The following is a 13,015-nucleotide window of genomic DNA, read 5'->3' on the forward strand; positions in this document are numbered from 1 at the left end:
ACATCATGTTTGATATTGCGACTTACCATCGGGCCACGGATATCGCCAACGCCATTGAACTGCTGGTTAAGCACCCGCAGGCAAAACTGCTCGCCGGTGGAACCGACGTATTGATTCAACTTCATCATCACAACGCCCACTATCGTCATATCGTGGATATTCACGGTCTGGCCGCACTGGGCGGCATCACGCTCACCGATGACGGCGGTCTGCGTATCGGCTCCGCCACCACCTTCAGCGAACTGATAGAACACCCTTTAGTCCAGCGCCATCTTCCCGCGCTGAGCGCTGCCGCCGCGTCCATTGCCGGGCCACAAATCCGCAATGTCGCGACCTACGGCGGTAATATTTGTAACGGCGCGACCAGTGCCGACTCCGCCACGCCCACGCTCATTTATGACGCCATGCTGGAAATCCACTCCCCGGCCGGCGTGCGCTTCACCGCCATGAACGGGTTTCATACCGGTCCAGGGAAGGTCTCGCTCGAGCACGATGAAATCGTGGTGGCGTTTCACTTTCCGCCCCAGCCGACAACACACATCGGCAGCGCACACTACAAATACGCCATGCGCGATGCCATGGATATTTCGACTATCGGCTGCGCGGCGCGTTGCTGTCTGGAGAACGGTCATTTCCGCGATCTGCGGTTGGCCTTTGGCGTCGCCGCGCCTACCCCTGTTCGCTGCCAGCACGCCGAGCAAACCGCGCGCAGTGCGCCATTGACCCAGCAAACGCTGGAATCCATCAGTGAAGCCGTATTACAGGACGTTGCGCCGCGGTCGTCCTGGCGCGCCAGTAAAGCGTTTCGTCTGCATCTCATCCAGACGATGGCCAAAAAAGTGATTAGCGAAGCCGTTATCGCGGCAGGAGGAAAACTGCTATGAATCACACCGACAGAATCGCACTCGAATGCCAGATTAACGGTCTGCCTTTTCAACTGAGCATTTCTCCGGGCATGCCCCTGTCCGAGCTGCTGCGCGAGCAGGGGTTACTGAGCGTAAAACACGGCTGCTGTGTCGGGGAATGCGGGGCATGCACGGTGCTGGTCGATGGAACGGCGATTGACAGCTGCTTATATCTGGCAGCGTGGGCGGCGGGAAAACATATCCGCACGCTGGAAGGGGAATCGCAGGGTGGACAGCTTTCTCCTGTTCAACAAGCCTATGCCGAATCCGGCGCTGTCCAGTGTGGGTTTTGCACGCCAGGACTGATCATGGCGACAACCGCTATGTTAGCGAAGCCACGCAGCCAGCCCCTCACCGTGCTGGAGATTCGTCGCGGGCTGGCGGGGAATCTGTGCCGCTGCACCGGCTATCAAATGATCGTTAACACGGTGCAGGCCTGCGACTCACAGGAGTAATGCAGTTTCTCCCTTATCCGGCCTGAAGTCTGGCCGGATAAGGCAAACATCACATCCCCATCAGCTCATATTTTTTAATCTTGCGATACAGCGTGGCAATCCCGATCCCCAGTTCATCCGCGGCCTGCTTTTTATTATTGTGCCGGGATAAGGCTTCGCGGATCATCTGCTTCTCCATCTCCTCAAGCGCCGTGCCATTCGCATCATCGGTTAGCGTAGACATCATGTTCACAACGGGCATATCCCGCTCTGGCGCTTTCGCGTTGTTGATCAGGTTCGGCGGTAAAAGCGTACTGTCGATCACCTCGCCGGAAGGCACAACGTTAACCAGATACTCCATCAAATTACTTAACTCGCGCAGATTACCGGGCCAGCGGTGTTGCTTTAACAGCGCCACGACGTCGGGTGTCACGCCTGGATACACCAGCCCTAATCGACGGGTGTGGAGATGCAAAAAGTAATGCACCAGCAGTTCAATATCTTCCAGACGTTCTCGCAGCGGCGGTAGCGTCAGCGGGATCACATTCAGCCGATAGTAAAGATCTTCGCGGAATTTTCCCTCGGCAATAAACTGCGCCAGGTTCTGGTTCGTCGCTGAAATAATACGGATATCCACCTGAATGGGGCTGCTGGCACCAATCGGCAAGACTTCCCGGGCTTCGATAGCGCGCAGTAATTTCGCCTGCAGCATCAACGGCATGTCGCCAATTTCATCCAGAAATAGCGTCCCGCTGTTCGCCGCCTGGATCAGGCCGGTTTTCCCATTGGCCGACGCGCCGGTAAACGCGCCCTTCACATAGCCAAACAGCTCGCTTTCCAGTAATTGCTCAGGGATCGCCGCACAGTTGATGGCGATAAAGGGTTTATTTTTGCGCTCACTTAGCTTGTGAATGGCTCGCGCAACCACCTCTTTACCGGTGCCACTCTCACCAACAATCAGCACGCTGGAAGGACTGGGCGCGATGCGGCTAATGAGCCGTTTAAGCTGGCGCATCACCCGGCACTCGCCGACCAGTTGTTCAATATGCGGTTCGTCCGTTGCAAGCGACACCGCAGCACTGGTGTGCGACTGGTGAAATGCCATCAGGAATAACTGCCGGCCCTGCACATTGTGTAACTGGCCGATAATCAATTCGCTTTTATCATCCCAGGAAACGATATGCTGCATATGGCCATGTGTGAAATTGCTCTCAAAAGTTAATGGCCGGAATTTAACGGACTTTCCCGTCATGGTGTTCTGCGCCACACCAAGAATTTTTAGCGCCGTCTGGTTAGCAAATTGCACGCGATTATCTTCATCAATCACCAGGACGCCCTGATCCATATTCTCAATCATGGTCGAGAATATTTTACTGATGTTGTCATTGCCGCCCTGATCCTCCAGTAACTTGGAGACAAAAATAGTGGATATATGGCGGACGTAATCAGAAAACTCGCGCAGATTATCATTAATATGTTCTTGTTGTTCATGCGTTACGGCAATCAAGCTAATCACTCCCACGCAGCGTTCCTGAAAAATAACGGGGGTACCGAGAAACGCCTTTTCCCGGCAATTATCCTTGCTATCGCAGCCTTCGCACAGGGGATCGAAACGGGAGTGCGTAACGACTTTTTCTTGTTTTGTTTCTAATACATGCCGTAATAATCGTGAATTGCTGCTCAACTGTCGCCCGAGAAATTTGCCGTATGCGCCGGAACCGGCAACGCGGCACAGGTTCTCATCCACAATTTCCACTTCGAGCTGTAACACGCTGGCAAGCATTCTGGCAAAACGCTGGATAGTCGGCTGAATCTGCATCAAAACGGATTGCGTAGTTGCAAGTACCATATACTCACCTTTCAATATCACTTAAGTAGTTGATCATTTAAGGTATTGATACCGTATGAACGATAATGATATTACCCTGTGAGAAAAGCGCTTTGATAAAAACACGGACTCTTTATCATTTTCTAATGGAATTATGGAAGAGAAGTCACATTTCTATATCAATATGAGAATGAGCCGAGCCGATTTATCAAATTGGCGAGTTTTTACAGGCACAGCAATTTTATTACCGACAACATACTTTTCGCGAATAGGAATATTTAATAAGCCAAACGTTTTCGTTTATTAATCACCTTCAAATATCGCATTATTTTGTGATCAACGCCGCATAACACTCCAGCAAAATATCACTTCCCGGCCTCTGAATTAATCCTGGCATACTTATTGTTAGTCCTTGGTATCGCTGTGATATGGAAATCTCTGTCATAGCCATTCGCTACCTTGCCTGTCATTCCACTACCAGGACCTAACGATGAAAACTGTTAATGAGCTGATAAAGGATATCAATTCGCTGGCCTCTAACCTCCATGAGAAAGACTTTTTGTTAACGTGGGAGCAGACACCGGATGAACTGAAACAAGTACTGGATGTTGCCGCCGCGCTGAAAATGCTGCGCGATGAAAATATCTCGACCAAAGTCTTCAATAGCGGTTTAGGTATCTCCGTTTTCCGCGATAACTCCACCCGTACCCGCTTCTCCTACGCTTCTGCGCTGAACCTGCTTGGCCTCTCCCAGCAGGATCTCGACGAAGGTAAATCACAAATCGCTCACGGCGAAACCGTGCGCGAGACCGCCAATATGATCTCGTTTTGCGCCGATGCCATTGGTATTCGCGATGATATGTATCTCGGCGCAGGCAACGCCTATATGCGCGAAGTGGGCGCTGCGCTGGATGATGGCTACAAGCAGGGCGTGCTGCCGCAACGTCCGGCGCTGGTCAACCTGCAGTGTGATATCGACCACCCAACCCAGTCTATGGCTGACCTTGCCTGGCTGCGCGAACACTTCGGCTCACTGGAAAACCTCAAGGGCAAGAAAATCGCCATGACCTGGGCTTATTCACCAAGCTATGGCAAACCGCTCTCTGTCCCGCAGGGCATTATCGGCCTGATGACGCGTTTTGGTATGGACGTCACGCTGGCGCACCCGGAAGGTTACGACCTGATCCCTGATGTTATCGAAGTGGCGAAAAGCAACGCCAGCGCCTCCGGCGGTAGCTTCCGTCAGGTGACCAGCATGGAAGAAGCCTTCAAAGACGCCGATATCGTCTATCCGAAATCCTGGGCGCCATACAAAGTCATGGAAAAACGCACCGAACTGCTGCGTGCCGACGATCATGCTGGCCTCAAAGAGCTGGAAAAACAGTGCCTGGCGCAGAACGCCAACCACAAAGACTGGCATTGCACAGAAGAGATGATGGAACTGACCCGCAATGGCGAAGCATTGTATATGCACTGCCTGCCAGCCGATATCAGCGGGGTTTCCTGCAAAGAAGGGGAAGTCACAGAAGCCGTATTCGAAAAATACCGCATTGCCACTTACAAGGAAGCGAGCTGGAAGCCGTACATCATCGCCGCGATGATCCTCTCACGTAAATATTCCAAACCGGGCGTACTGCTGGAACAACTGCTGAAAGAGGCGCAAAAGCGCATTAAATAAAGACCCAGGCCGACCACCCGGTCGGCCCTCCGTTCCCGGAGGCCATGAAGGATAAGGATAGGATATGTCCGTTTTCTCATTGAAGATCGATATTGCCGATAACCGCTTTTTTACCGGAGAGACCTCGCCACTGTTTTCACAGCAACAGGCTAAACAGGCGCGTCAGTTTCACCAGCAAATTACAGGGTATCGACCGACCCCGCTCTGCGAGCTGGATGAGCTTGCCAACCTTTTTGGCGTGAAAAAAATTCTCGTCAAAGATGAATCAAAACGCTTTGGGCTTAACGCATTCAAGATGCTCGGCGGTGCCTACGCCATCGCACGATTGCTGTGTGAAAAATACCAACTCGATATTAACGCCCTCTCCTTCGAGAGCCTGAAAAAGGCCATCGGCGAGAAAATGACGTTCGCCACCACTACCGACGGGAACCATGGACGCGGCGTGGCGTGGGCAGCCCAGCAACTGGGGCAAAATGCGGTGATTTACATGCCGAAAGGCTCCGCCCAGGAGCGTGTCGATGCCATTCTTAACCTCGGCGCAGAGTGTATCGTCACCGACATGAACTACGACGACACCGTGCGTATGACCATGCAACAGGCGCAGCAAAACGGCTGGGAAGTGGTGCAGGACACCGCCTGGGAAGGCTATACCAAAATCCCCACCTGGATCATGCAAGGCTATGCCACGCTGGCCGATGAAGCGGTTGAGCAGATGCGCGCGCTTGGCGTCACCCCGACCCACGTTCTGCTGCAGGCAGGCGTCGGCGCGATGGCCGGCGGCGTACTGGGTTATCTGGTGGACGTTTACGGCCCGAAAAACCTGCACAGCATTATCGTTGAGCCAGATAAAGCCGACTGCATCTACCGCTCTGGCGTCAAAGGCGACATCGTCAATGTCGGCGGCGATATGGCCACCATCATGGCCGGTCTGGCCTGTGGTGAGCCAAACCCGCTCGGCTGGGAAATTCTCCGTAACTGCTCCACACAATTTATCTCCTGTCAGGACAGCGTTGCCGCCCTGGGAATGCGTGTGCTCGGCAACCCGTTGGGCGATGACCCGCGTGTGATCTCCGGCGAGTCCGGCGCCGTGGGCTTAGGCGTGCTGGCGGCAGTCCACTACCACCCGCAGCGTGAAGCCCTAATGAACACCCTGGCTCTGAACCGCGACGCCATCGTGCTGGTGATCAGCACCGAAGGCGATACCGACGTGAAGCACTACCGCGAAGTCGTCTGGGAAGGCAAACATCCGGTTGCACCATAACCCTCAATACCTTACCGGTTCCGTCATTGATACGGAGCACGAAAAATGGAGAAGGAAAACAATGGCTAAGCATATTCCATTCAAACTGATTCTGGAAAAAGCAAACGACTATAAAGACGATATGACGCGTTTTCTGCGTGATATGGTCGCCATCCCCAGCGAAAGCTGCGATGAAAAACGCGTGGTTCACCGTATCAAGCAGGAAATGGAAAAAGTCGGCTTCGATAAAGTCGAAATCGACCCAATGGGCAACGTGCTGGGCTACATCGGTCATGGTCCTCGCCTGGTCGCGATGGACGCCCATATCGATACCGTTGGCATCGGCAATATCAAGAACTGGACCTTCGATCCGTACGAAGGCATGGAAACCGACGAGCTGATTGGCGGACGCGGTACGTCAGACCAGGAAGGCGGGATGGCGTCGATGGTTTACGCCGGGAAGATCATCAAAGACCTCGGTCTGGAAGATGAATATACGCTGCTCGTGACCGGTACCGTACAGGAAGAAGACTGCGATGGCCTGTGCTGGCAATACATCATTGAACAGTCCGGCATTCGTCCTGAATTCGTGGTCAGTACTGAGCCAACCGACTGCCAGGTCTACCGTGGACAGCGTGGCAGGATGGAGATTCGCATCGACGTACAAGGGGTCAGTTGCCACGGCTCAGCCCCGGAACGCGGTGATAACGCCATTTTCAAAATGGGGCCAATTCTCAACGAATTGCAGGATCTGTCCCAGCATCTGGCCTATGACGAATTTCTCGGTAAAGGCACGTTGACCGTATCGGAAATCTTCTTCACCTCACCAAGCCGCTGTGCGGTCGCCGATAGCTGCGCCGTCTCCATTGACCGTCGTTTAACCTGGGGCGAAACCTGGGAAGGCGCGCTGGATGAAATCCGCGCATTGCCTGCGGTACAAAAAGCGAATGCGGTGGTGTCGATGTACAACTACGACCGCCCATCCTGGACCGGGCTGGTTTATCCGACCGAATGCTACTTCCCGACCTGGAAAGTGGAAGAAGATCACTTCACCGTCAAAGCGCTAGTGAACGCCTATGAAGGACTTTTCGGTAAAGCACCGGTCGTCGATAAGTGGACCTTCTCCACTAACGGCGTCTCCATCATGGGTCGTCACGGTATTCCGGTGATCGGTTTTGGTCCAGGTAAAGAGCCAGAAGCGCACGCCCCGAATGAGAAAACCTGGAAATCGCATCTGGTCACCTGTGCCGCCATGTATGCCGCCATTCCACTGAGCTGGTTAGCGACTGAGTAATCATCCCCCTGTCTCCCTCCGGTACGCCGGAGGGAATTTGGAGTCTGCTATGCGCGTGCTGATTAAAAACGGAACCGTCGTGAATGCCGACGGCCAGGCTAAACAGGATTTGCTGATCGAGAACGGCATTATTCGCCAACGGGCTGACAAAATTACCCCTCAGCTCCCCTGCGAAATCATCGATGCGACGGATTGCTATGTCATGCCCGGCGGCGTGGACGTGCACACCCATTTCAATATCAACGTCGGCATTGCCCGCAGCTGTGATGATTTTTTTACCGGTACCCAGGCGGCAGCGTGTGGCGGTACAACAACCATTATTGACCATATGGGATTTGGTCCGACGGGCTGTCGTTTACGCCACCAGCTTGATGTCTATCACGATTACGCGGCGCATAAAGCGGTGATCGACTACAGCTTTCATGGCGTTATCCAACATATCAACCATGCGATCCTTGATGAGATCCCCATGATGGTTGAGGACGGTATCAGCAGTTTTAAGCTGTACCTGACCTATCAGTACAAACTCAATGATGACGAAATACTGCTGGCGCTGCGCCGTCTGCATAGCGCCGGCGCGCTCACCACCGTGCATCCAGAAAACGACGCGGCTATTGCCAGCAAACGCGCTGAATTTCTTGCCGCAGGCTTCACGTCCCCGCGCTATCACGCCTTAAGCCGACCGCTGGAGTGCGAAGCCGAAGCCATCGCCCGCATGATCAACCTTGCACAACTCGCCGGAAATGCGCCGCTGTACATCGTCCATTTATCGAATGGCCTGGGGCTGGATTATCTACGCCTGGCTAAGGCGCAGCACCAGCAGGTGTGGGTTGAAACCTGCCCGCAATATCTGCTGCTGGATGAACGCCGTTATGACGGCGAAGACGGTCTGAATTTTATCCTCAGTCCGCCACTGCGCAACGTACGCGAGCAGGACAAATTGTGGTGCGGCATTAGCGATGGCGCGATTGATGTCGTGGCGACCGACCACTGCGCCTTCTCAATGGCGCAACGTCAGCAACTCTCCGGGGGCGATTTCAATCGCTGCCCGAACGGGTTGCCAGGGGTGGAAAACCGCATGCTGTTGCTGTTCTCCAACGCAGTGATGACCGGGCGCATTACGCCAGAACGCTTCGTGGATTTAACCAGTGCAATGCCGGCAAAACTTTTCGGTCTGTGGCCGCAGAAAGGGCGGCTGGAAGCGGGCGCAGATGGCGATGTGGTGATTATCGATCCCCGACGGACCACGGTGATTCACCATGCCGATCTGCACGATAACGCCGACTACTCCCCGTGGGAGGATTTTCACTGTCTGGGCGCCATCGTCAGAACGTTATCACGCGGTGAGACCCTCTTTTGCGAGGGGAAATTTACCGGCAAACCCGGACGTGGTCGCTTCCTGAGGCGAAAACCTTTTACCCCTCCCACTCTTTAACCTCAGCCAGGGAATCGGTGGGTCATACATTTTCACAACATGAGTGAGGAAAAATGAGTAAGAAAATTGTGCTCGCATTGGGCGGGAATGCGCTGGGTGAAGATCTTGCCGGGCAGATGCAGGCCGTCAAAATTACCGCTCAGGCGATTGTGGATCTCATCGCACAGGGTCATCAGGTGGTGGTTACCCATGGCAACGGACCTCAGGTCGGCATGATCAATCTGGCGTTCGAAGCCGCGGCAAAGACCGAAGCGCATACGCCGATGCTGCCGATGTCGGTTTGCGTCGCACTCAGCCAGGGCTACATTGGGTACGATCTCCAAAACGCGCTGCGCGAAGAGTTGTTGTCCCGCAATATGCATACCCCGGTTGTCACGCTGGTCACCCAGGTCGAAGTTGACGCTAACGATCCCGCGTTTCTGAACCCGACTAAACCTATCGGATCGTTCTTTAGCAAAGAAGAAGCAGAACATCTGGAGAAACAAGGCTATACATTGAAAGAAGATGCTGGACGGGGCTATCGCCGTGTTGTCGCCTCGCCAAAACCCATCGATATTATTGAGAAAGAGACCGTCAAAACGCTGGTACAGGCGGGACAGGTAGTGATTACCGTCGGTGGCGGCGGGATCCCGGTGATCCGCGAAGGCAATCATCTGCGCGGCGCCAGCGCGGTGATCGACAAAGACTGGGCCAGCGCCAGACTGGCGGAGATGATTGACGCCGATATGCTGATCATCCTGACCGCCGTTGAAAAAGTGGCCATCAACTTTGGCAAGCCTGGCGAGCAGTGGCTGGATCGCTTATCTCTGAGTGACGCCCAACGTTTTATTGATGAGGGGCATTTTGCCAAAGGTTCAATGCTGCCAAAAGTGGAAGCAGCGGCCTCTTTTGCCCGTTCCCGCGCCGGACGTGAAGCGCTGATTACGGTTCTGAGTAAGGCCAAAGAAGGTATCGAAGGAAAAACCGGTACGATTATTTGCCAGTAGTTCGATTGCCCGGTAGCGACTGCGCTTACCGGGCAACGTGGTATCAGGCAACCTCAAGGACATCTTTCGTCGATTTCACACCCTGATGCATCAGCATCATTAACGCCTCCAGAACGCCACCGCCAATGGCGCGGGCTTTGTCAGAAACGCTGGTAAAGTCCGCCACCTCGCCGCGCGGATCGATATCGCCAATTTTAAAGCCGCCCACGACCGCCAGTCCGTCGTTAAGTAATCCGCGAACCATGCCGGACAGCGGTGCTTTAATTTCATGCTCACCAATCCAGGCAATTACATCCCCCTCTTCCACCAGGTCGCCGAGCTGAACCTTCGCACGCATAATGCCAGCGGCCGGCGCGCGTATCACCCGCAGCGAAGTATGCCCCATAATATTTCCCGGAACGCCGGTGTTTTCCTGTGCACAGCCCGCGTAAATAATCTGTCCTAACCAGTGTCCGCGATTGGTTTCGATGACCGCATGACAGTCCTCTCCGGCCGTAAAACCGGGCCCAAGCGCCAGCGTAATCGGAGCCATATCAATACGCGTACCCAGATTCTGCTTCGCCAGAATCGCATCCACCACGCAGCCGGGTTTTAGCGTATCCAGCAAGGTGCAAAACGGATCGACCAGTACCGGGATCATCCCCCGATCCGCCAGTTCGATGGCCTCTTCCGCCGTTGCCGCCAGCCGCGCGGTAACGCCTTCAACCGTCATTTCGCCATCAAAGACCGCCTGGGCGAATGCCACGCTACGGCGGATCACCGTCGGTTTTTCGACCTCAACCATAAAGACCTTGAAACCGGCATGGAATAACCGTAACGCAACGCCGCTGGCGATATCGCCTGCACCGCGAATCACCACACGCTGATGGCCAGAAGGGTGCGCCGCCGTGGTCATCAACCCGCCTGGTGCATGATTTTTAATTTGCAGAATTTCTGCCAGTACGCTCACCGCAATCTCCTGCGGCGTTTCAGCACCGATGTTGTAACCCACCGGCGCATGCAGGCGGGAAAGATGCGCTTCACTGATGCCGCTTTCCCGCAGTTGACGTAAAAAGACCTGGACCTTACGGCGACTCGCCAGCAACCCAAGCCACGCCACCGGGCGCTCGATAAGCTTGTTCAACGCCTCACGATCCTGGTTATTGGTGGCGATAAGGACAAAGTTATCCGGTTGGATCTCAAGGGCATCAATTGCCGCCGAAAAGGAGTCCTCATGCAGAAGTTGCACGGCAGGGGGAAACACGTCCGGGTTTAAGCTCTCACGATAAATATCCGCCACGGCAATATCAAAACCCAGTAACGCCGCGCCCTGCGCAATGGCCCGGTTGACGTGCCCGGCGCCGATTAATACCAGCCGGGGGCGCAGGCCATGCACGCTGATAAAGACAGACATCGCGCCGCCGCAGTCCGACCCAACCGCATCGTTGCCGCTGCGCGCCATCCGTCCATGAAACAGTCGAGGTTTTCGTTCCTGCAGCGCCTGCAGCGCCTCCTCAATCACCTTGCGCTCCACCATGCCACCACCAATCGTACCCACGATAGAACCATCACGATGTATCAGCATCTGGGCCGAATGCCGCGGCGTTGACCCACGGCTATCGATAATTTGCGCCATCGCAAACGGACAGTTTTGTTCTTCGAGTCTTGCAGCTTCTGTGAAAATATTCATAAAAACCTCAATGGATATCCTTTCGGTAACTCGGTTTCCCGGAGTCGCTATCTCACAAATCGGTGCGTAATCGGAGGGCATTCCTGTACGGCGCCTAACCAGATGGCATCCACATCGCCGTTAAGCAGTAGCGGGGTCAGGTTCTGCTCAAGCGCCATATTCTCAGAATGAGAAAAACGGTTGATAAACCAGACCCGGCGAGACGTCGGAGACACGTTTTTAAACGCGCCCTGCGGGTGTTGAATCAGCCGGATAAGATGTCTGAGCGCCAGAGGTTCACCCTGCGCCAGGCCAGTGATATCAGCAAACCGCGGCCAACGATGCACACTTTCCGGCCCGACAGGCATCCCCAGCATGTGCCCGCCCGTTATCGCAATCACGCAGCAACTGCTTTGAGGTATGCAAGGTTCGTGCTCATCTGGCGCTTTGAGGGGATATCCATGCGCGCCGTCGGCTTCAACCAGAATCACATCGCATTCTGGCCTCGCCGCCAGCGCATCAATCGCAGGGGGTGAAAAGCCGCGAGCCTTACCCGCCGGCGCTTTCCAGGCGTGAAAACAGGCCAGCATTGGCTGCATTAATATGGCGTGAGGTAACCGTGCAGGTTCACGGCAAAACAGAACCGGACAGGCGTCATCGGGGAGAAACATATGTGTGGTCGTGGTGACAATAACGCGCCGCCCCTGGGCACGAAACCATTTTGCCAACCAGAATAGCGTACTGGTTTTTCCTCCCGCGCCCACCACAGAAATAATAGCGGGTCGGTGATGCCCGCCTAAATCAAAGAACAAGGCGTCACTATCCGGTATATTTTTTGTGATAACCATCAACCACCATAAATAATGGAATAACGATGCCCGCTGTTGACTGCATTATTACGGCCGCAGGACTTTCATCCCGAATGGGGCAATGGAAAATGATGTTACCCTGGGGAGAAGGAACGATACTTGATACAAGTATCAAAAATGCGCTTCAATTTTGTCAGCGAATTATTCTGGTCACCGGCTTTCGCGCCAGTGAACTGCATGAACGCTACTCGGATAATCCTGACATCATTATTATTCACAACCCGGATTATACCGGCGGGTTATTTACATCCATCAAAGCAGCAGCGCAGGCCGTGAGCAGCGAATACTGTTTCATTACCCACGGTGACATGCCCTGTCTGACAAAAGAAATATTCAATGAATTATGGCAGTTACGCACAGAAGGCGCGTTACTCCCTCATTATCGCGGCACGCCCGGCCACCCTATTTTGTTGACCAAAATGTGCCTGATGCAGGCTGCCGCCGATCCGCATGCCCGCAGTATGCGTCAGGCCTTGCGGGCGCAAGCGAATTATCCGGTGGCGATGGATCACGCAGAAATAATTTTTGATATCGATACCCCTGAAGATTTCATCAAAGGCAAAAACAGGCAGTAAATATTAACGTGCGCAGTTAAACGATTGCGTTCAAATATTTATTTAATCCCCGTTTTATCCTTATCATAATGATACAAACTCACCATTTTTGAGAAAACCAATCATCCTTGCAAAACGCGTGAG

The 13,015-nt window shown here is 54.0% G+C and carries 11 protein-coding genes; 8 read left to right on the forward strand and 3 right to left on the reverse strand.

The window, feature by feature from the left end:
* Positions 1–5 precede the first annotated feature (5 nt).
* Positions 6–884, forward strand: a complete 879-nt coding sequence (gene xdhB / locus N7268_RS01230; protein WP_260861527.1) for a xanthine dehydrogenase FAD-binding subunit XdhB — start codon at positions 6–8, stop codon at positions 882–884.
* Positions 881–1,360 carry a xanthine dehydrogenase iron sulfur-binding subunit XdhC gene (gene xdhC, locus N7268_RS01235; RefSeq protein WP_198905915.1) on the forward strand — a complete coding sequence of 160 codons (480 nt, stop codon included), beginning with the start codon at positions 881–883 and terminating at the stop codon, positions 1,358–1,360. The genes xdhB and xdhC overlap by 4 nt, the downstream gene beginning before the upstream one ends.
* A gap of 49 nt (positions 1,361–1,409) precedes the next feature.
* Here xdhC and N7268_RS01240 read toward each other — a convergent pair whose 3' ends face one another.
* On the reverse strand, positions 1,410–3,188 hold the full coding sequence (locus N7268_RS01240; protein WP_260861528.1) for a sigma-54 interaction domain-containing protein: 1,779 nt from the start codon (positions 3,186–3,188) through the stop codon (positions 1,410–1,412).
* Between the two features lie 469 nt (positions 3,189–3,657).
* Here N7268_RS01240 and ygeW point away from each other — a divergent pair, with 469 nt between their 5' ends.
* The 5 genes from ygeW to arcC all read left to right on the forward strand — a co-directional run bounded on the left by ygeW (position 3,658) and on the right by arcC (position 9,800).
* Positions 3,658–4,845, forward strand: coding sequence for a knotted carbamoyltransferase YgeW (ygeW, locus tag N7268_RS01245; protein ID WP_260861529.1), 1,188 nt, complete (start codon positions 3,658–3,660; stop codon positions 4,843–4,845).
* Positions 4,846–4,909: 64 nt separating this feature from the next.
* Positions 4,910–6,106, forward strand: a complete 1,197-nt coding sequence (dpaL, locus tag N7268_RS01250) for a diaminopropionate ammonia-lyase (protein ID WP_260861530.1) — start codon at positions 4,910–4,912, stop codon at positions 6,104–6,106.
* A 61-nt stretch (positions 6,107–6,167) separates the two neighbouring features.
* The gene (locus tag N7268_RS01255) at positions 6,168–7,379 is read left to right on the forward strand and encodes a YgeY family selenium metabolism-linked hydrolase (protein WP_260861531.1); all 1,212 of its coding nucleotides are present in this window, start codon (positions 6,168–6,170) and stop codon (positions 7,377–7,379) included.
* Positions 7,380–7,428: 49 nt separating this feature from the next.
* Positions 7,429–8,814 carry a dihydropyrimidinase gene (hydA, locus tag N7268_RS01260; RefSeq protein ID WP_260861532.1) on the forward strand — a complete coding sequence of 462 codons (1,386 nt, stop codon included), beginning with the start codon at positions 7,429–7,431 and terminating at the stop codon, positions 8,812–8,814.
* A gap of 53 nt (positions 8,815–8,867) precedes the next feature.
* Entirely contained in the window at positions 8,868–9,800 is a 933-nt protein-coding gene (gene arcC, locus N7268_RS01265) for a carbamate kinase (protein WP_260861533.1), read from the forward strand.
* 43 nt (positions 9,801–9,843) lie between these two features.
* Here arcC and yqeB read toward each other — a convergent pair whose 3' ends face one another.
* Together yqeB and yqeC are read right to left on the reverse strand one after the other, a co-directional pair.
* Positions 9,844–11,469, reverse strand: coding sequence for a selenium-dependent molybdenum cofactor biosynthesis protein YqeB (gene yqeB / locus N7268_RS01270; protein ID WP_260861534.1), 1,626 nt, complete (start codon positions 11,467–11,469; stop codon positions 9,844–9,846).
* Positions 11,470–11,516: 47 nt separating this feature from the next.
* A complete protein-coding gene (gene yqeC, locus N7268_RS01275; RefSeq protein ID WP_260861535.1) occupies positions 11,517–12,296 on the reverse strand; it encodes a selenium cofactor biosynthesis protein YqeC in 780 nt (259 codons plus the stop codon).
* A gap of 26 nt (positions 12,297–12,322) precedes the next feature.
* Here yqeC and N7268_RS01280 point away from each other — a divergent pair, with 26 nt between their 5' ends.
* A complete protein-coding gene (locus tag N7268_RS01280) occupies positions 12,323–12,892 on the forward strand; it encodes an NTP transferase domain-containing protein (protein ID WP_260861536.1) in 570 nt (189 codons plus the stop codon).
* Positions 12,893–13,015: the final 123 nt, after the last annotated feature.

The sequence above is a fragment of the Citrobacter sp. Marseille-Q6884 genome, from assembly GCF_945906775.1.
Classification (GTDB): domain Bacteria; phylum Pseudomonadota; class Gammaproteobacteria; order Enterobacterales; family Enterobacteriaceae; genus Citrobacter.

Excerpts from the sequence above, each read along its gene's own strand:
- xdhB (WP_260861527.1), top strand. The coding sequence starts at position 6 with ATGTTTGATATTGCGACTTACCATCGGGCCACGGATATCGCCAACGCC.
- xdhC (WP_198905915.1), top strand. The coding sequence starts at position 881 with ATGAATCACACCGACAGAATCGCACTCGAATGCCAGATTAACGGTCTG.
- N7268_RS01240 (WP_260861528.1), bottom strand. The coding sequence starts at position 3,188 with ATGGTACTTGCAACTACGCAATCCGTTTTGATGCAGATTCAGCCGACT.
- ygeW (WP_260861529.1), top strand. The coding sequence starts at position 3,658 with ATGAAAACTGTTAATGAGCTGATAAAGGATATCAATTCGCTGGCCTCT.
- dpaL (WP_260861530.1), top strand. The coding sequence starts at position 4,910 with ATGTCCGTTTTCTCATTGAAGATCGATATTGCCGATAACCGCTTTTTT.
- N7268_RS01255 (WP_260861531.1), top strand. The coding sequence starts at position 6,168 with ATGGCTAAGCATATTCCATTCAAACTGATTCTGGAAAAAGCAAACGAC.
- hydA (WP_260861532.1), top strand. The coding sequence starts at position 7,429 with ATGCGCGTGCTGATTAAAAACGGAACCGTCGTGAATGCCGACGGCCAG.
- arcC (WP_260861533.1), top strand. The coding sequence starts at position 8,868 with ATGAGTAAGAAAATTGTGCTCGCATTGGGCGGGAATGCGCTGGGTGAA.
- yqeB (WP_260861534.1), bottom strand. The coding sequence starts at position 11,469 with ATGAATATTTTCACAGAAGCTGCAAGACTCGAAGAACAAAACTGTCCG.
- yqeC (WP_260861535.1), bottom strand. The coding sequence starts at position 12,296 with ATGGTTATCACAAAAAATATACCGGATAGTGACGCCTTGTTCTTTGAT.
- N7268_RS01280 (WP_260861536.1), top strand. The coding sequence starts at position 12,323 with ATGCCCGCTGTTGACTGCATTATTACGGCCGCAGGACTTTCATCCCGA.